Origin of the sequence: Kineococcus deserti (assembly GCF_050871945.1) — a bacterium.
Taxonomy (GTDB): Bacteria; Actinomycetota; Actinomycetes; order Actinomycetales; family Kineococcaceae; genus Kineococcus.
Map to the genome: position 1 here is coordinate 217,120 of NZ_JBJLSI010000003.1, position 18,219 is coordinate 235,338.

Annotated in this window: 18 protein-coding genes; 11 read left to right on the forward strand and 7 right to left on the reverse strand. The window is 74.9% G+C overall.

The features are described from left to right. From ACRYR2_RS04225 to ACRYR2_RS04240, 4 genes are all read right to left on the reverse strand, one after another. Window positions 1-693 (reverse strand): DivIVA domain-containing protein, encoded by a 693-nt coding sequence (locus ACRYR2_RS04225; RefSeq protein ID WP_432561571.1) that lies wholly within the window; start codon window positions 691-693, stop codon window positions 1-3. Next, on the reverse strand, window positions 690-1,799 hold the full coding sequence (locus ACRYR2_RS04230) for a globin domain-containing protein (protein WP_432561572.1): 1,110 nt from the start codon (window positions 1,797-1,799) through the stop codon (window positions 690-692). The genes ACRYR2_RS04225 and ACRYR2_RS04230 overlap by 4 nt, the downstream gene beginning before the upstream one ends. A gap of 8 nt (window positions 1,800-1,807) precedes the next feature. Beyond that, window positions 1,808-2,497, reverse strand: coding sequence for a globin domain-containing protein (locus ACRYR2_RS04235; RefSeq protein ID WP_432561573.1), 690 nt, complete (start codon window positions 2,495-2,497; stop codon window positions 1,808-1,810). 177 nt (window positions 2,498-2,674) lie between these two features. Continuing rightward, window positions 2,675-4,051 carry a cation:dicarboxylate symporter family transporter gene (locus ACRYR2_RS04240; RefSeq protein WP_432561574.1) on the reverse strand — a complete coding sequence of 459 codons (1,377 nt, stop codon included), beginning with the start codon at window positions 4,049-4,051 and terminating at the stop codon, window positions 2,675-2,677. Between the two features lie 118 nt (window positions 4,052-4,169). On the opposite strand from ACRYR2_RS04240, the gene ACRYR2_RS04245 reads away from it, so the two are divergent. Together ACRYR2_RS04245 and ACRYR2_RS04250 are read left to right on the forward strand one after the other, a co-directional pair. Beyond that, window positions 4,170-5,711, forward strand: a complete 1,542-nt coding sequence (locus ACRYR2_RS04245; RefSeq protein WP_432561575.1) for a sensor histidine kinase — start codon at window positions 4,170-4,172, stop codon at window positions 5,709-5,711. Then, window positions 5,708-6,406 (forward strand): response regulator, encoded by a 699-nt coding sequence (locus tag ACRYR2_RS04250; RefSeq protein ID WP_432561576.1) that lies wholly within the window; start codon window positions 5,708-5,710, stop codon window positions 6,404-6,406. The genes ACRYR2_RS04245 and ACRYR2_RS04250 overlap by 4 nt, the downstream gene beginning before the upstream one ends. Window positions 6,407-6,544: 138 nt before the next feature. Here the strand turns inward: ACRYR2_RS04250 and ACRYR2_RS04255 are convergent, their stop codons facing one another. Further along, window positions 6,545-8,317, reverse strand: a complete 1,773-nt coding sequence (locus tag ACRYR2_RS04255) for a putative bifunctional diguanylate cyclase/phosphodiesterase (protein ID WP_432561577.1) — start codon at window positions 8,315-8,317, stop codon at window positions 6,545-6,547. A 95-nt stretch (window positions 8,318-8,412) separates the two neighbouring features. Here ACRYR2_RS04255 and ACRYR2_RS04260 point away from each other — a divergent pair, with 95 nt between their 5' ends. Continuing rightward, complete coding sequence (locus tag ACRYR2_RS04260; protein WP_432561578.1) at window positions 8,413-9,285, forward strand: SMP-30/gluconolactonase/LRE family protein; 873 nt, start codon at window positions 8,413-8,415, stop codon at window positions 9,283-9,285. A 78-nt stretch (window positions 9,286-9,363) separates the two neighbouring features. On the opposite strand, the gene ACRYR2_RS04265 is transcribed toward ACRYR2_RS04260, so the two are convergent. Continuing rightward, window positions 9,364-9,807, reverse strand: coding sequence for a MerR family transcriptional regulator (locus tag ACRYR2_RS04265; RefSeq protein WP_432561579.1), 444 nt, complete (start codon window positions 9,805-9,807; stop codon window positions 9,364-9,366). 196 nt (window positions 9,808-10,003) lie between these two features. Between ACRYR2_RS04265 and ACRYR2_RS04270 the strand changes: the two genes are divergently transcribed. Further along, window positions 10,004-11,299, forward strand: a complete 1,296-nt coding sequence (locus ACRYR2_RS04270; protein WP_432561580.1) for a C40 family peptidase — start codon at window positions 10,004-10,006, stop codon at window positions 11,297-11,299. An 81-nt stretch (window positions 11,300-11,380) separates the two neighbouring features. Here ACRYR2_RS04270 and ACRYR2_RS04275 read toward each other — a convergent pair whose 3' ends face one another. Then, entirely contained in the window at window positions 11,381-11,902 is a 522-nt protein-coding gene (locus ACRYR2_RS04275; protein WP_432561581.1) for an inorganic diphosphatase, read from the reverse strand. 208 nt (window positions 11,903-12,110) lie between these two features. Between ACRYR2_RS04275 and dacB the strand changes: the two genes are divergently transcribed. The 7 genes from dacB to ACRYR2_RS04310 all read left to right on the forward strand — a co-directional run bounded on the left by dacB (window position 12,111) and on the right by ACRYR2_RS04310 (window position 18,143). Continuing rightward, a complete protein-coding gene (gene dacB / locus ACRYR2_RS04280) occupies window positions 12,111-13,544 on the forward strand; it encodes a D-alanyl-D-alanine carboxypeptidase/D-alanyl-D-alanine endopeptidase (protein ID WP_432561582.1) in 1,434 nt (477 codons plus the stop codon). A gap of 224 nt (window positions 13,545-13,768) precedes the next feature. Further along, entirely contained in the window at window positions 13,769-14,926 is a 1,158-nt protein-coding gene (locus tag ACRYR2_RS04285) for a zinc-dependent metalloprotease (RefSeq protein WP_432561583.1), read from the forward strand. Between the two features lie 3 nt (window positions 14,927-14,929). Next, the gene (gene tilS, locus ACRYR2_RS04290) at window positions 14,930-15,916 is read left to right on the forward strand and encodes a tRNA lysidine(34) synthetase TilS (protein ID WP_432561584.1); all 987 of its coding nucleotides are present in this window, start codon (window positions 14,930-14,932) and stop codon (window positions 15,914-15,916) included. A gap of 17 nt (window positions 15,917-15,933) precedes the next feature. Beyond that, entirely contained in the window at window positions 15,934-16,485 is a 552-nt protein-coding gene (hpt, locus tag ACRYR2_RS04295; RefSeq protein WP_432561585.1) for a hypoxanthine phosphoribosyltransferase, read from the forward strand. Between the two features lie 48 nt (window positions 16,486-16,533). Beyond that, entirely contained in the window at window positions 16,534-17,157 is a 624-nt protein-coding gene (locus ACRYR2_RS04300) for a nucleotidyltransferase domain-containing protein (RefSeq protein WP_432561586.1), read from the forward strand. After that, window positions 17,154-17,489, forward strand: a complete 336-nt coding sequence (locus ACRYR2_RS04305) for a hypothetical protein (protein WP_432561587.1) — start codon at window positions 17,154-17,156, stop codon at window positions 17,487-17,489. Before ACRYR2_RS04300 ends, ACRYR2_RS04305 begins: the two co-directional genes overlap by 4 nt. Before the next feature lie 117 nt (window positions 17,490-17,606). Beyond that, window positions 17,607-18,143: a Uma2 family endonuclease gene (locus ACRYR2_RS04310; protein ID WP_432561588.1), complete on the forward strand. Its 537-nt coding sequence runs from the start codon at window positions 17,607-17,609 to the stop codon at window positions 18,141-18,143. The last annotated feature ends 76 nt before the right edge of the window (window positions 18,144-18,219 follow it).

Genomic DNA, 18,219 nt, shown 5'->3' on the forward strand with positions numbered 1-18,219 from the left:
CTAGACCGTCACGTCGGCCACCTGCCCGTCCACGACGGGTGGGTGGCCGTCCTGCTGCGAAGGCCGGTCCGTCGGCTCGTGGTGGGCCGCGGCCGCGTTCGGGTCGGCGCGGCCCCACTCCCGCTCCACGTCGTCGATCAGCGCCTCCAGGTAGGACCGCAGCTGCGTGCGGCAGGCCTGGCCGAACGCCTGCAGGTAGGCCACCTCCTCCTCGAGCCGGCGCGCGTCCGGTGCCTGCTGCGGGGCGGCGGTGCGCGCGACGGCGGCCAGCGCCGCCGCCTCCCGCAGCACGGTGTCGGCCTCGGTGCGGGCCTGCGCCACCACCTGCTCGTACCGCTCGCGCGCCTCCCCGGTCACGCGGCGGCTGAACTCCTCGGCCTCCGCGACGTACTGGTCGGCCGTCTGCTGGGCCGCGGCCAGGATGTGCACGGCCTGGACCGACACCTCCTCCTCCCGCGGCGGCCGCGGCTCCTGCGCGCGGGCCCGCGCCTGCTCGAGCTCGCGGCGCAGGGCGTGCACCTGGCCGTCCAGGTCGGCCTTCTCCGCCGCCAGCCGCGTCAGCTCCTGCTCGACCAGCCGGCGGAACGCGTCGACCTCACCGTCCGCGTACCCCGGGTCCCGCCGGCTGGCGCGGGTGAAGGCGGCACCGTGCACGGCGGCGGCGGTGAGCCGCTCACCTCCCTGCTGGCTCACGAGGAGACCTCCCCTTCGGCGCGGGAACTCGGACGGCTGGGGCTGAACGTCTCGGTGTGCAGCCGCTCCGGTGGCAGGCCCTGCCCGGTCAGGGCCGCGGCGACCGCGCGCACCAGGGCCCCCGGCCCCGCCACGAAGACCTCCCGGCTCGTCCACGGGCCCCGGGACTCCAGGACGTCGGCGAGCTCGCCGTCCTCGTCCGGCACGGCGGGGGTGAGGGTCAGCCACGGGAACTTCTCGGCCAGCTCCAGCAGCGCCGGCAGGTCGTACGGCTCACCGGCCAGGACGAGGTCGGCCCGGCGTGCCGGGCCGGTGCGGGCGACCTCGTCGAGCAGGGCCTTCAGCGGTGCCAGCCCCGTTCCACCGCCGACCAGCAGCAGGTCGCGGTCCGAGGCCGCCGGCAGCGTGAACCGCCCCAGCGCCGGACCCAGCCGCAGCACGTCACCGGGGGCCAGCTGCCAGGCCAGCGCCGTGCTGACCGGCCCGCCGTCGTGCGCCTCGACGTGCAGCTCCAGGACCCCGTCGGGACGGGGCGCGTTCGCCGGCGCGTAGTACCGCCACAGCCGTGGCCGCAGCCCCGTCTCCACCGAGATCGACTGACCCGCCCGGAACGGCAGCTCCTGGCGCGGGCGGACCTGCAGGACCGTGACGCCCAGCGTGCGGCGCTCGCAGGTCAGGACGTCGGCCTCCCACCAGGGCGGGGCGTCCGAGGCCTGCTCGGCGGCCTCGACCATCACCCGGGCCACCAGCTCGTAGGCGGCGGCCCAGTCGGCGGCGAGGGCGTCGTCCCACTCGTCGTCGAAGTGCGCCAGCGTGGCCAGCAGGCTGGCGCCCACCGCCGGGTAGTGCGCGGCGACGGTGCCGAACTTGCGGTGGTCCCGGCCCAGGCCCTGCAGCACCGGGACGAGCGTGTCGAGGTCGTCGACGAGGGCGACGACCTGCCCGAGGGCGGCGAACAGGCGGTCGCGCTGGGTCGCCATCGAGACCGGGAACAGCGCCCGCGTCTCGGGGTGGGTGACGAACAGGTGGGAGTAGAACCACAGCGGGGCATCGTCGCCGGCCTGCTCGGCCTTGCGGAAGCTGCGCCGCATCCGGGGGACGTCCACCGTCGTCCTCAGTCGACGCCGACGGGACTCGTGCCGTCCTGCGCGGGGTCCTGCGCGCGGTCCTGCACGATGTCGCCGCGGTGGGCGGTGAGCGCCGCACCCACCGCCTCCACGTCGGCGGGCGCCACCCCCAGGTCGGTGAGGGTGCCGGCCAGGTGCTCCACCACGCGGTCGAAGTCCCCGGCGGTGATCCCGAGCCGGGCGTGCGCCCGGGACAGGTCCCGGCCCGCGTAGTGCGCCGGTCCACCCGTCACCTGCGACAGCAGCGCCGTCTGGTGGCGCCGCAACGTCGCCATGTCCGTGCCGGCGAAGTAGGGGGCCAGCTGCGGGTCGGCCACGACGCGCTCGTAGAACGCCTCCACGGCCGCGCCGATCCCGGCGGTACCGCCGAGCCGCTCGTACAGGGACGGCTCCGGCTGCGTCGCCGCGGGCACCTCCAGGGCGCCGGCCAGCTGGTCGCGCAGTCGCGCCACTCCCGCGCGGACCTCCGCCTCGGCGCCCTGCAGCCGCGCGACCTCGGCCCGGGCCAGGTCCAGCTGCTCGCGACCGGCCCGTTCCAGGGCCTCGGCGTGCGCCCGGGCCTCGGCGACCAGGCGGGCGGCGGTCTCCTGCGCCTCGGCGATCGCGGTGTCGGCGCACCGCTGGGCGATCTGCAGGAGCCGCGCGGCCTGCTCGTGGGCGGGGGCCTCGGCGGTCACCGCGGGCTCCTGGACGGACCGGACATTCGGCACTCCTGGGGATCGGGGGTGTGCCGGAACGTAGGCGGCACCCCGTTCCCCGGGGAAGCAGCCCGGTCACGGATGTCAGGTTCACGACGTGAGCACACGAGGACCCCCCGACAGGGGGGTGTCGGGGGGTCCGGATCGCGAGGTGCCTCAGGGGGTCGTCGCGGCGACCCGCTCCCTCTCGCGCACGTCGGTGCCGTGGCCGGGGTCCATCGACGCCTCGTCGAAGGGCGCCCGGCCGGCCAGGACCTCGGTGATCCGCTCGGTGTCCAGCGTCCGGCTCCAGGTCGCGATGACCAGGGTGCCGACGGTGTTGCCGATGAAGTTGGTCACCGCACGGGCCTCGGACATGAACCGGTCGATGCCGACGATGAGCCCGACCCCGTCCAGCAGGGCGGGCTTGTGCGAGGCCAGGCCGCCGGCCAGCGTCGCCAGCCCGGCGCCGGAGACGCCCGCGGCGCCCTTGGAGGCGATGACCATGAACACCAGCAGCGAGATCTGCTCGGAGACCGACAACGGCGTGCCCAGCGAGTTGGCGATGAACAGCGAGGCCATCGTCAGGTAGATCGCGGTGCCGTCGAGGTTGAAGGAGTACCCCGTCGGGACGGTGATGCCGACGGTCGACCTGCTGACGCCGGCGTGCTCCATCTTCGCGATGAGCCGCGGCAGGGCCGTTTCCGAGCTCGACGTGGAGACGATGAGCAGGAGCTCGCGGGCCACGTACTTCAGGACCTTGAAGATGTTCAGCTTCGAGACGAACCGCAGCAGCAGCCCGAGCACGACGAAGATGAACAGCGCACAGGTGACGTAGAACCCGACCATCACCACGGCCAGCGCCTTGAGGGCGTCGACGCCGGTGGAGCCGACGACGGCCGCGATCGCGCCGAAGGCACCGATCGGGGCGACCCACATGACCATCGCCAGCACCTTGAAGACGACCTTCTGCGCGACCTCGATCGCCCGCAGCGCCTTCTGGCCGGCCTCGCCCAGGCCCTGGATCGCGAACCCGACCAGCAGCGCCACGAACAGCGCCTCGAGCACCGACCCGTCGGTGAGGGAGGCCACCAGCGAGGTCGGGATGATGCCCAGCAGGAAGTCGACGGTGCTGCCGCCCTCCTCGGCCGCCTCGGCCCGCTCGGCGCCCTCGCTGCGCAGTTCGTCGGTCAGCTGCAGGTCGGTGACCGGCAGCAGGTTGCCGACGACCAGGCCGATGACCAGGGCGAAGGCGCTCATCACGACGAAGTACAGCAGCGCCGTGCCGCCGACCTTGCCGACCTGCGCGGCCGCGCGCACCGAGCCGATCCCCAGCACGATCGTGCAGAAGATCACCGGGGCGATCATCATCTTGACGAGGTTGACGAACCCGTCGCCGAGCGGCTTCAGCGCCACCCCGGCGTCGGGGAAGATCAGGCCGACCGCGATGCCGAGGGCGACCGCGACGATCACGGCGATGTACAGGAAGTGGGTCCGGTCGCGCTTCTTCGCGACCGGCCCGCCGGCTGACTGGCTCTGAGCGCCTGTGCTCATGGGACCCTCTCGCTGGGTTCTCTCGACGGGGGGAACGGTTCTGGAGGTGATGGTGGTCACACCCTCGGGCGGACGACCCGCTTCCGGTCGTTTCGTTCACTGGACCCTGGCGTCCCGGGTGCTCCTCCTCCAGCTCCTCGTGGCCTGCCTCGTCCTGCTCGGCGCGACCGCGGCCTTCGGCTGGCAGCTGCGCACCGACACCCGCCGTGACGCCACCGTCGAGGTCACCGACGTCGCCGTCGCCGTCGCGGTCTCGCCCGAGGTGCGCGACGGGCTCTCGGACCCCGCGACGGCGGACCGGGCCGCCATCGCCACCTACGTCGAGGCCGTCCGGCAGGGCACCGGCGTCGACTTCATCACCGTCATGGACCGCGACCGCGTCCGCTGGACGCACCCCGACCCCGACCGGATCGGCGGGCAGTTCCTCGGCCACACCGACGAGGCGTTCGCCGGCGGCCGCGTCGTGGAGACCTACACCGGGACGCTGGGACCCTCGGTGCGGGCCGTGCTGCCCGTGCGCGGGCCCGGCGACGCCGTCGTGGGCGCCGTCGCCGTCGGGGTCACCACGCGCTCGGTCACCGGCGACCTGCTCGACCGGCTGCCCGTGCTGCTGGCCGCCCTCGCGCTGGCCTTCGCGCTGTCCGCCGCCGGCAGCTGGGCCCTGTCGCGCTGGGTCCGCCGCCGCACCCACGGCCTGGAACCGGCCGACCTGACCCGGCTGTGGGAGGTCAACGACGCCGTCCTGCACTCCCTGCGCGAGGGCCTCGTCGTCCTCGACCCGGCCGGGCGCGTGCAGGTCGTCAACGACGAGGCCCGGCGGCTGCTGCCCGGAACCCGGTTCCCGCCCGCGCTGCAGCGGCTGCTCGACGCCGACCAGGACGTCGTCGACGACGTCCAGGTCACCGACGACCGGGTGCTGGTCGTCAACCGGCTCGACGCGCACTGGGAGGGCCGACGCGTCGGCACCGTCGTCACCCTGCGCGACCACACCGAGCTGCAGGCCCTGATCCGCGACCTCGACGCCGTCCGCGGCCTGGCCGAGGCGCTGCGCTCGCAGGCGCACGAGGCCGCCAACCGGCTGCACGTCGTCGTGACCCTCGTCGAAGCGGGCCAGCCCGCCCGGGCTGTCGAGTTCGCCACCGCCGAACTGGCTGCGGCGCAGCAGCTCACCGACCTCGTCGTCGCCGACGTCGCCGACCCGGCCGTCGCCGCGCTGCTCATCGGCAAGTCCGCGCAGGCCGCCGAACGCGGCGTCGAGCTCGAGGTCGAACCCGACACCGCCCTGGCGGACGGGCTGCTGCCGGCGCGCGACCTGGTCACGGTCGTGGGCAACCTCGTCGACAACGCCGTCGAGGCCGCGCTGGAAGGTGCCGAGCCGCGGTGGGTGCGGGTGCTGATCACGGGGTCGGGAGGAGCGGTGGAGGTGCGGGTGACGGACTCGGGGGAGGGGCTGCCCGCGGGGTGGCTGGAGCAGGCCATGCAGCGCGGGTGGTCGCGCAAGGAGCAACGGCTCGCCCCCGGGGGTGCGCACGGGCTGGGCCTGGCGCTGGTCGGGCAGGTCGTGCGCCGGCACGGCGGGACGATCGCGGTGGAGGAACCCGTGACGCTCGACGACGGCGGCGGCACCGTCGTGGTGCGGCTGCCCGTGGTGGCCCCGTGATCCGGGTGCTGGTCGTCGAGGACGACCCGCTGCTCGCGGCCGGGCACGCCGAGAAGGTGTCCAGCGTCCCCGGGTTCGAGGTCGTCGCCGCCGTCAACTCCGGCCGCGAGGCGCTCGCGGCCGTCGGCGCGGCCGGGGCGCGGACGCCCGTCGACCTGGTGCTGCTGGACATGACGCTGCCCGACGTCGACGGTCTGCAGGTGCTGCGCGCGTTGCGCGCGGCCGCCGTCCCCGCCGACGTCATCGCCGTCACCGCCGCCCGCGACCCCGGCGTCGTGCGGCAGGCGCTGTCGATGGGTGTCGTGCAGTACCTGCTCAAACCCTTCTCGTCCGCGGCGCTGGAGGACCGGCTGCGCGCCTACGCCCGGTTCCGCGCCGACGTCGCCGCCGCCTCCGGCGAGCACGGCATCGACCAGCAGGCCATCGACGAGGCGCTGTCGCAGCTGCGCACCGCGAGCACCCCCGGTCGAGGCGTCGCCGCGCCGACGCTGCAGACCGTCGTCGCCGCGTTGCGCGAAGCGCCGGCGGCGCAGGGCCTGTCGGCCGCGGAAGTGGCGGCGGTGACCGGGTTGTCGCGGGTCAGCGCGCGGCGCTACCTCGAGCACCTGTCCGCCGCCGGCCGGGTGCGCCGCGAACCCCGGTACGGCGGTTCGGGCCGTCCCGAGCTGGCCTACCTGCCCACCTCCGCGTTGTGACCGCGGAGCCCGCCGAGGTCGACTCCCCTCCGGGTCGACCTCGGCGCGGACTCCCCACCCGCGCAGGGCGCGTCCCGTCGCCGGGACACCGTGGCGATCGTACCGACCACCCGGCCTGCACCGGCCCGGCCACGGCTCTCAGCGGGGGGCGTCGAGCGCGGCGAGCCACTCCTCCGCCGGGCCCACCGGGTCCGGCGGCGCGGCGGCGAGGTCGGCGGGCGGGACGGGGCGGCCGAACAACCAGCCCTGCGCGAGCGTGCCACCCATCCCGACCACCAGGTCGGCCTGCTCCCGGGTCTCCACGCCCTCGGCGACGACCTGCAGCCCCAGGGTGTGCGCCAGCGAGATCAGGGCCTGCAGCATGCCGGCCCGCCGCGGGGAGGAGGTGATGTCGGCCATGAAGACGTTGTCGAGCTTGAGGTAGTCGGCCGGCAGCGTGTCGAGCCGGCTGAACGCCGAGTAGCCCGTCCCGAAGTCGTCGATGGCGACCGACACCCCGTGCGCGCGCAGGTCCTCGAGGGCCGCGAGCGCCTGGCCCGAGGACCCGTCCAGCAGGCTCTCGGTGACCTCGACGACGAGCAGGTCGGCCGACCAGCCGCTGGCGCGGACGATCTCCAGGACCCGCTGGGGGTAGTTCTCCGAGGTCAGTTCGCGGCCGGAGACGTTGACGGTCAGGAGCAGGTCGCGCCCCCAGGCGTCGCTGACCTCGCGGGCCCCGCGGCAGGCGTCGGCCAGCACGGCCAGGCCCATGTCGAAGATCAGCCCGGTGGTCTCGGCGACGGGGACGAATTCGGCGGGGGAGACGATCTCGCGGTCGGGGTGCACCCAGCGGGCCAGCGCCTCGACGCCGACGACGTCACCGGTCGAGGGCGAGACGATCGGCTGGAACCAGGCCCGCACGTGCCCGGCGCCGATCGCGACGGCCAGTTCGCGGGCCAGCTCCACCGAGGCGTCGTCGTGCAGCCGGGACCGGCCGCGGCCGGCGGTCTTCGCCCCGTACAGCGCCGCGTCGGCGTGCCGCAGGAGGTCGGCGGCGGCCTGCCCGGGCAGGAGTTCGGCGATCCCGGCCGACAGCTGCGCCGTGCAGGAGCGGCGGGCACGTTCGACCACCTCCAGCGCCCGGGTGCCGCTGTGCCCCGGCAGCAGCAGGGCGAACTCGTCCCCGCCGTACCGGGCCAGCACCGCTCCCTCCGGCAGCTCGCCCTGCAGTTCGCGCGCGAGCGTCTGCAGCAGGTGGTCGCCCGCGGCGTGCCCGCGCCGGTCGTTGACCGTCTTGAAGTGGTCGACGTCCAGCAGCACGGCCGCCAGGGGTTCCCCGCGGTGGCCGGTGAGGGCCGTGTCGAGCGCCCGGTCGAACCCGCGGCGGTTCAGCAGCCCGGTCAGCGCGTCGTGGTTGGCGTTGGAGGCGACGCGGACCAGCAGTCCCACGACGGTGGTGACGACGGTGCAGACGACGGCCAGGGCGATGCCCACGCCCGCGGTCACCTCGGGGCGGTCGTGCAGGGCCCACCACGCCGCGGCGAACAGCGCCGCCAGGTGTGCCGAACCCTGCAGCCAGCCGAAGAAGAACACGACGTCGAGGGCGACGAACGCGTAGACGGTCGTGACGGCCAGGGCGGTGGCCGCGGTGGGGCACAGCGGGACGGCGAGGGTGATCAGCACGGTGCCGAGCCCGACGACACCGTGGAAGGCGCCGCGCGGCAGGTACCGGCCGACGGCCAGCAGCAGCGCACCGCCGACCAGGGCCCCGGCCGCCAGCAGCAGCAGGACGTCGCGCGGACCGCGCTGCGGGAAGTCCGCGCAGAGGATGACGGCCAGCGCGGCGAAACCGCCGGCGGTGTAGAAGGCGCCGGCGGTCAACCCCATGACCCGTGTGGTCGCCAGGAGCGGCGCGGTCGTCGAGCGGAACACCCCTCCTGCGTCGGATCCGCCCGGGTGCTTCTAGAGGACGGCCCACCCGGGCGGGTGAACGGGCGCCGCCGGCCGGGCGCACTAGGGTTCACCGCGTGGCAGCAGCGGAGCGCATCACGGACCGGCTCGTGGGACACGGCGAAGGGCCGTGCTGGTCACCGACGTGGGGAGGGCTGCGGTTCGTCGACCTCTACGAGGGCGACATCCTCACCCTCGACGCGTCCGGGGCGACCAGCCGACGGCACTACGGGAAGGTCGTGGCCATCACGCGGCCCCGGGTGGGCGGCGGCGCCGTCGTCGCGGTCGAGCGCGGCCTGGTGCTCGAGGACGCCGACGGCACGCTGAACCCGTTGCCGGAGCTGTGGCCGGACGAGGCCCGGATCCGGATGAACGAGGGCGGCTGCGACCCCGACGGCCGGTTCTACGCCGGGACGATGGCCTACGACCAGGCCGACGGGGCCGGCACGGGCCGCGGCACCGTCTTCCGGCTCGACGCCGACGGCACCACCACCCCGGTCATCGAGGGCGTGACCATCTCCAACGGCCTGGGCTGGAGCCCGGACGGCACGCTGGCCTACTACAACGACACCCCGACGGGGAAGACCGACGTCTTCGACTACTCCCGCGACGGCGGGCTGACCAACCGGCGCACGTTCGCCCAGGTCAACGACGAGTCCGGCCGCAACCGGCCCGACGGGCTGACCGTCGACGCCGAGGGTGGTGTGTGGATGGGGCTGTTCGGCGGCTCGGCCGTGCGCCGGTACGCCCCGGACGGGACGCTGGACGCGGTCGTCGAGGTGGGCGCGCGTCAGGTGACGGCCTGCACGTTCGGTGGTGAGGACTACAGCGAGCTGTTCATCACGACCTCGCGCGAGGGCCTCGCGGACGACGACGACCCGGCCGCCGGGAGCATCTTCCGGTACGTGCCCGGGGTGAAGGGGATGCCGGCGCTGCCCTACGCGGGCTGACAGCCGCGCCGCGTGACGCGGACCAGGTCGCGTCGACGCACTCGCCGGGTCTCAGGTGGCGTCCTCGCCCGGGGCCCCTCAGGGGGTGCTGGCCTCGCGCACGGGCGGTTCGGGGGCGGGGGAGCCGCCGTCGGTGCGGCCGGCGGCCTCGTCGCGCAGCCGCTGGGCGAACTCCTCGGCCATCATCAGCCGGTCGCGCAGCTTCTCCACGCGGGCGTCGGCGGCGGCGCGGAACTCGTCGAGCTTGGCGAACAGCTCCTCGCGGGGGGTGTCGGAGGCGATGCGGCCGTCGAGGGCGTCGAGGATCGAGAGCAGTTCGCGCATCTCGTCGAGGGAGAAGTCCAGCGGCTTCATGCGCTTGAGGACCAGCAGCCGGTAGACGTCCATCTCGGTGTAGAGCCGGAAGCCGCCGGGGGTGCGCTGGGTGGGGGAGACCAGGCCCATCTCGTCGTAGTAGCGGATGGTGCGGAAGCTGTAGCCGACCCGCTCGACGACCTCGCCGATCTGCATGAGCTCGGACATGGATCTCCCTGATCGACGGTGGGGTGTCGCCGGAACGACAGTCGATCGTAACGGTCCGGTCGCGGCGGGACGGTCCCCTCGAGCGCCCCTTGGCCCGTTCGAGGGGACCGGCCACCGGGTCGACAGGTGTTCCGGACGGGGTGGTCCGTGGTTACTCTTCACTCCGTGAAGGAATTGACTACGGTGAGTTACGCCCGTGGGTGAGCGGACGACGCGCCGGACCCTGCTGTTCGGCCTCGCGACGGCCCCGCTGCTCGCCGTGGGAGGTACGGCCGTCGCCGACCCCGTCTACCCCAGCCAGGGCGACGTCGACGCCGCCCAGGCCGCCGCCGCCGCCAAGGCCGCCCAGGTCGCCGACCTGCAGGCCCAGCTGGCCGGTCAGCAGTCCGCCCTGGAGGACGCGCGGACGACGCTGTCGGTCGCGGCCGAGGACTACGACGAGGCCCGCGCCCTGCTGCAGCAGCGCACTGCCGAGGCCACCGCCGCGACCGCTGCGGCCGAGCGCGCGAAGGCCGCCTACGACCGGGCGCGGGTCGCCGTGGGGCGGGTCGCCTCCCAGCAGTACCGCGGGACCTCCGACGGCTACTCCCCGCTGGCCACCGTGCTGGCCTCGGGATCCATCGACGACTACGTCGACTCCCGGACCACCTTGGACCACCTCGCCGGCCGGCGAGTCGACGTCCAGGCCGAGGCCGCCGACGCCAAGCTCGTCGCCGACTCCAGCGCCCAGCGGGCCGCCGAGGCCGAGCAGGCGCAGGAGCAGGCCACCGGCGCGGCCGAACGGGCCCGCACCGCCGCGCAGCAGGCCGCCGACGCCGCCGACGCCGTCGTCGCCACCACGCAGGCGAAGAACACCGAACTCATCGCGCAACTGGCTGCGCTGCAGCAGACGTCGGTGGAGCTGGAACAGCAGCGGCAGGCCGGTCTGGAGGCCGAACGCCGGGCCGCCGCCGAGGCCGCGGCGCGGGCGGCGGCCCAGGCCGCGGCTCAGGAGGCGGCACGCCGAGCGGCGGAGGAGGCGGCTCGCGCGTCGTCGTCGTCGTCGTCCTCGTCGGCGGCGTCCTCGAGGGCGGCGGGAACTGCTCGTCCGTCGGCCCCGGTGCGCCGGGCGCAGGGGCCCACCGCGGGCGCGGACGGCGCGGTGGACTGGGCGCTGTCGCAGCTGGGCAAGCCCTACCTGTGGGCCGGTGACGGCCCCGACTCCTTCGACTGCTCCGGCCTGACGATGCGGGCCTGGGAGTCGGCGGGCGTCGCGCTGCCGCACTCCTCGCGGCTGCAGTACTCCGGCCAAGCCAAGGTCGCCCTGGACGACCTGGCCCCCGGCGACCTGGTCTTCTACGCCACGAACACGTCGAACGCCGCGACGATCCACCACGTCGGGATGGTGGTCTCGCCCGGCACGATGGTCGAGGCCCCGCACACCGGCGCGACCGTCCGGACGTCCTCGATCTACCGCCGCGGCCTCATGCCCTACGGCACCCGGCCGGCCTGACGGGGGGCGCGGGAGTGGACCGTTGACGCAGGGGGCCGGACCTACCGGCCCGATGCGTCAACGGTCCCCACCCGCCGGGCGTCAGTGCGCGGACGCGCCCAGCTCGTAGGACGTGCCCTTGGCCCGCTCGATGCTGGCCTGGATCTCGTTCTCGGCCGCCTCGCGACCGGTCCAGTTGGCGCCCTCGACGCTCTTGCCCGGCTCGAGGTCCTTGTAGGTCTCGAAGAAGTGCTGGATCTCCAGGCGGTCGAACTCGCTGATGTCCTCCAGGTCCTGGATGTTCTCCCAGCGCGGGTCACCCGCCGGGACGGCGAGGACCTTGTCGTCGCCGCCGGCCTCGTCGCGCATGTGGAACATGCCGATGGCGCGGCAGGTGATCAGGCAGCCGGGGAAGGTCGGCTCCTCGAGGATGACCAGGACGTCCAGCGGGTCCCCGTCCTCACCCAGCGTGCCCTCGATGAACCCGTAGTCGTGCGGGTAGCGGGTCGAGGTGAACAACATGCGGTCCAGCCGGATGCGGCCGCTCTCGTGGTCGACCTCGTACTTGTTCCGCTGACCCTTCGGGATCTCGATGGTCGCGTCGAACTCGACTGGGGTGCTCACGTGGCTCCTCTCACCAGGGGCCGGTCGGGCCCCTTGCTGCGGCTTGCTCTGCGGTCGACCGGTGGGTCACCGGCCGACGGAACCGCGCTAGTGTCGCGCAGACGGGCCCTGACGATCCACCAGGGGGACGCACACGGGGTGGCCCGCCCGTGACGGACTGCAGTCGCACGTCCGGGCCCCGGCCGGACTCGACGGGGGAACCACCAGCGTGCGCAAGGCCGCCGCAACGCTCGTCACCGCTGCCACCGTGCTCGTCCTGGGCGGCGGGTACGCCGGGCTCGACGCCGTCGACGCCGTCCCCGGGCCGCTGACGACGACCGCCCCGCCGACCGCGCCGACGCTGCCGACGGCCCCGGCCGCCACCCGCCCGGCCCAACCGGCCGACGACGTCCTGCCCGCCCTGGACCCCGCCGCCCCCGTGCCCGACCCGGCCGTCCTGGGCGGCGAACTCGCCCCGCTGCTGGCCGACCCCGCCCTCGGCGCCTCCGTCTCGGCCAGCGTCGTCGACGCCCTGACCGGCCAGGACCTGCTGTCCTCGGCCGTCGACGTGGCCCGCACCCCGGCCTCCACGACGAAGATCCTCACCGGGATCGCCGCCCTGCGGGCCCTGGGCGACACCTCCCGCGCCACGACCCGGGTCGTCGACGGCGCCACCCCCGACGAGGTCGTCCTCGTCGCCGGAGGCGACGTCCTGCTGGCCGCGGGCGCGGGGAACCCCGACGCCGTCGACGGGCACGCCGGCATCGGCGACCTCGCCGCGCAGACCGCGCAGGCCCTGCTCGCCGCCGGCCGCACGACGGTCGCCGTGCGGCTGGACGACGCCGCCTTCACCGGCCCGACGACGTCCCCCGGCTGGGGCAGCGGCGACGTCGCCGCCGGGTTCGTCATGCCCATCGCCCCGCTGGCCGTCGACGAGGCCCGCCTCACCGACGCCGAGAACGCCCCCCGCGACGCCGACCCCGCCCTGGCCGCCGCGCGGCTGTTCGCCACCGCGCTGGCCGCGCACGGCGTCACCGTCCTGGACTCCGGGGCCGGTCCCGTGGTGCGCGCGGCCGCCCAGCCCGGCGCCGCCGAACTGGCCGCCGTCTCCTCGGCCACCACCGCCGAGCAGGTCGAGCTCATGCTCACCACCAGCGACAACACCCTGGCCGAGGTCCTCGCCCGCCGTGTCGCCCTCGCCGGCGACCGGCCCGGGACCTTCGACGACGCCTCGCTGGCCGTCGTCGACCAGGTCGCCGCGCTCGGCGTGGACGTCTCCGGCGTCAGCCTGCAGGGCGCCAGCGGCCTCGGCCGCGGCACCCGCATCCCGGCCCGCGTCTTGACCGACGTCCTGACCCTCGTCGCCGGCGGGGACCACCCCGAGTTCGGTCCCGTCGCCGCGGGACTGCCGGTCGCCGGGGTCACCGGCACCCTGCACGACCGCTACGACCAGCCCGACACCCTGGCCGCGGCCGGGGTCGTGCGGGCCAAGACCGGAACCCTCACCGGCGTCAGCAGCCTGGCCGGCTACCTGCGCGACGCCGACGGCCGGCTGCTGGCCTTCGCCGTGATGTCCGACAGCGTCGCCCCCGGCGGCTCCCTGTCCGCCCGCCGCGCCCAGGACCGCTTCGCCACGGCGCTCGCCGCCTGCGGCTGCCACTGACCCGGCGGGGCCTCGCCCGGGGGTTTGCGCGCGCTGTCACCGCGTACGCGGTGATCGCGCGCGGGGTCACCGCGCGCCGGGCACGTGGTGCGCGGGGTTTGCACGCGCTGTCACCGCGTGCGCGGTGATCGCGCGCGGGGTCACCGCGCGCCGACGCCGCCTGGTCAGGGCGCTGGCCCCGTGGCGCGCGGGTGCGGCAGGAGGCACCGCGTACCGTGCGGGGCATGCGTGCACGGGGGGACGAGAGCGACCAGGGTGATGCGGCGGGCGGGGGGACAGGTGGTGAGGGCGGCCGCGCGGTCGTCGACCTCGTCGACTTCGACCTCGCCGCCCAGGTCGCCGGGCGCCTCGGCGGGCCCGGCCCGAAGCTGACCCGCGGCGAGATCGACGACGTCGTCGCCGAGCTGCGCACCGCCGCGGCCGAGGCCGCCGGGCCGGTCGCGCACACCGCGCGGATCCCCTCGCCCGAACCGATGCCCCCGGCGCTGGTCGTCGACCGCGCGTCGTGGGCGCAGGCCAACGTCGACGCCTTCCGCGGGCTGCTGGGCCCCGTCGTGGTCGCCACCCGGCCGGTGCCGAACCCGGGCCGGGCGACCACGGCCGTCGACCGCGCGACCACCGCCGTGGGCCGCCGCACCACCGGCGCCGAGCTCGGCAGCCTGCTGTCGTTCCTGTCCTCGCGCGTGCTGGGGCAGTTCGACGTCTTCTCCGGCATCGACGAGGGCCGGCCCGGCCGGCTGCTGCTGGTCGCCCCCAACGTCGTGCAGGTCGAACGGGACCTGCAGGTGGACCCGCACGACTTCCGCCGCTGGGTGTGCCTGCACGAGGAGGCCCACCGCCTGCAGTTCGGGGCCCACCCGTGGTTGCGCCGCCACGTCACCGACGAGGCCCGCGGGCTGTCGGCCGAGCTGCTCGCCCAGCCCCGCGACCTCGGCGAACGCCTCGCCGGTGTGCTGCAGTCGCTGCCCGACGTCCTGCGCGGGACGACCGAGGGCAGCGGCATCGGGCTCGCCGACCTCCTGCAGACCCCCGCGCAGCGTGAGCGCGTGGCCCGCCTGGTCGCGGTGATGTCCCTGCTGGAGGGGCACGCCGATGTCGTCATGGACGACGTCGGGCCGCAGGTGGTGCCGTCGGTGGCGACGATCCGTGCCCGCTTCACCCAGCGCCGCAAGGGCCGTGGGTCGCTGGACCAGGTCCTGCGCCGGCTGCTGGGCCTGGACGCCAAGACCCGCCAGTACGCCGACGGGGCCCGGTTCGTGCGCGGGGTCGTGAAGTCCGTGGGGTGGGAGGGGCTGAACGTGGTCTGGACCGGGCCCGAGCAGTTGCCGCTGCCGGCCGAGATCGCCGATCCCGACGCGTGGGTCGCCCGCGTCCACGGCTGATCCGTGGGCGGACCTCCTCCCGCGGTCGCGGCGGTCCGGGTCGCCGTCCGCCACGCGCTGGCGGGTCTGGACGGCACGGTGCTCGTCGCGTGCTCGGGCGGTGCGGACTCCCTGGCGCTGGCCGCCGCGACGGCCGTCGAGGCGCGCGCGCTGGGACGGCGGGCCGGGCTGGTGACCGTCGACCACGGCCTGCACCGCGACTCGGCCGCGGTGGCGCGTCGCGTGGTGGAACAGGGCCGCGCCCTGGGGCTGGACCCGGTGCGTGGCGAGCGCGTCGAGGTGGGCCGGACGGGTGGTCCCGAGGCCGCCGCCCGCACCGCCCGGTACGCCGCCCTCGAGCGCGTCGCCGACGAGGTGGGCGCGGTCGCGGTGCTGCTCGCGCACACCCTGCACGACCAGGCCGAGACGGTCCTGCTCGGGCTGGCCCGCGGCTCCGGCACCCGCAGCCTGGCCGGGATGCCCGCGGTCCGCGGCCTGTTCCGCCGGCCGTTGCTGGGCCTGTCGCGGCAGGTCGTCCGGCAGGCGTGCGCGGACGAGGGGCTCGAGCCGTGGGAGGACCCGGCCAACGACGACCGCCGCTACCGGCGGGTGCGGGTACGGCACGACGTGCTGCCCCACCTGGAGGAACGGCTCGGCCCGGGCATCGCGCAGGCCCTGGCCCGCACGGCCCGCGCTGCCCGCGACGACGCCGACGCCCTCGACGAGATCGCCGCGGCGAGCGACCCGTTCCGCGACGCGCAGGCCGCCGTCGGGGACCTGGTGGCCGCGCGGCCCGCGCTGCGCCGGCGCTGGCTGCGGACCGCGGCCCTGGCCGTCGGCTGCTCGGCGAGCGCGCTGACCGCCGGCCACGTCGACGCCCTCGAGGCGCTGCTGCTGGACTGGCGGGGGCAGGGGCCCGTGCACCTGCCGGGCGGTGCGAGCGGTCGCCGGACGTGTGGCAGGCTCGTCCTGACGCCCGCGCCGACGGTCGTCGGCAACCTTCACACCTGAACGCACGGGAGAACCGCGTGGATTCCGCGACCGCCGGGACCGACCTCGAGCACGTCCTGCTGACCAAGGAGCAGGTGGCCACCCGCGTCGCCGAACTCGCCGCCGAGCTGGACCGCGACTACGCCGACAAGGACGTGCTGCTCGTCGGCGTCCTCAAGGGCGCCGTCATGGTCATGGCCGACCTGTCCCGCGCCATGAGCATCCCGCTGTCGATGGACTTCATGGCCGTCAGCTCCTACGGCTCGGGCACCAAGAGCTCCGGCGTGGTGCGGATCCTCAAGGACCTCGACACCGACATCTCCGGCCGCCACGTGCTGGTGGTGGAGGACATCATCGACTCCGGCCTGACCCTGTCGTGGCTGCTGGCGAACCTGTCCTCCCGCGGCCCGGCCTCGGTGAAGGTGTGCGCGCTGCTGCGCAAGCCCGAGGCCGCCAAGGTCGAGGTCGACGTCGCCTACATCGGCTACGACATCCCCAACGAGTTCGTCGTCGGGTACGGGCTGGACTTCGCGGACAAGTACCGCAACCTCGACTGCGTCGCGACGCTGGCGCCGCACGTCTACAGTTGACCTGTCGCTATGGCGATAGCGCTATGGCCATAGCGATAGCCTGCTGGTGTGGACCTGTCGAACCCGCTGCGCACCATCGCGCCGACGGTGGACGCCGACGTGCTGCAGGTGCTCGCCCGCACGCACCGTCCACTCAGCGGCGCGACGGTCGCGAGCCTCAGCGGTCGGTCCTACGCCCGAACTCGCACCTGCCTGCACCGGTTCGTCGAGCACGGACTGGTGAGCGCGCAGGACGCCGGTTCGGCGGTCCTCTACACGCTCAACCGGCACCACGTGCTCGCCGGCCCCGTCCTGGCAGCGGTGAACTCGGCGGCGGCAGTGGAGGCGCTCCTCGTCCAACGGCTGGCCGCCTGGGACCCACCGGCGCAGGCTGCGGTCGTCTTCGGATCGTGGGCGCGCGGGGAGGCCGGCCCCGACAGCGACCTCGACCTGCTGCTCGTGCGTGACGACGCCGTCGACGCCGACGGTGCGTGGGGAGCGCAGGTGCACGAGGCGGGGCGGGCCGTGGAGCTGCTGACGGGCAACGTGGTCCAGTTCGTCCAGGTCACGGGCTCCCAGCTGGCCGCCGCGATCCGCGAGGACCAGCCGTTGTTGGCCAGTCTGCGCCAGGACGGTCGGGTGCTCGTGGGGCCGCCGCTGCGCGAACTGCTCGCCGTCGGAGCGACGGCATGAGCCGCTCCGGACCACGGGCCGGCAGCTGCACCCCGGCGGACGCCCGGACCCGGATCCGGCAGGCACGGCCGTACCTGGAGGCCGCCGAGCTCGTGCAAGCCGAAGACCTGTCGGAGGCGGCCACCGTCGCGACGGGGAACGCCGTGCTCGCGGCCATCGCCCTGCTGCAGGAGACCACCGGTGATGCAGGACTCGCCAGAGGGTTGCGCGAGGTGCTCGACCTCAAGGATGCCGGGCACTACGGCCTCAGCAACGTCTCCCAGGCCGACTGCACGGCCGCGATCCGACGAGCCCGGACGCTCGTCGAGGCTGCCGCGGCACGCATGACCTGACGACACCCGGCACGCGTGCTCGTCGCTGTGTCGGAGCAGCGGACAGCAGAGCCAGGTGTCGGGGCCGCCCGTGGCATCCTGACCGGTGAGCAGGCGACCGGGGCCCGAGGAGGCCGTGTGAGCGCCACCGTCGAACGTTCCGCGCCGCGGACGGTCGTCGTTCACGGCGGAGCCCTGGACGACTGGCTGGCCGAACGGCGCCGGCTCGGCCAGGACGGTCGGGACGAGGTCTGGGCCGGGGTCTACCACGTGGTTCCGCACGCCCACAGCAGCCACGGGCGGTTGGCCCACCGGCTGAGCATCGCGCTGGCTGGCTGCGCCGCCGAGCGCGGCCTCTTCCCGATGGGTGAGTTCACCTTCGGGACGGGCGACCGGGACTACCGGGTGCCGGACATGGGGTGGACCTCCACTCCCCTGGAGGAGGCCACCCTCTACGTCCCGTCGGTCGAGGTCGTCGTGGAGTTCGAGTCCCCCGGCGACGAGACCTGGGCGAAGGTTCCGTTCTACTTCGAGCGGGGAGCCGGCGAGGCGTGGGTCATCACCCCGCAGACGTCCTCGGTCCAGGTGCTCACGGGGCCGGACAGCGCAGTGGAGCGCAGTGGGCTGCTCGGCGTGAGCACGGACGAGGTCGCGGCGGTGCTGGGCTGGCGCTGAGGTGCCGTGAACCAGCGCTGCACCCAGCGACCGACACGCGATCGAGGGGAGCAGCGCCCGGTCCACGCCCCCGCGA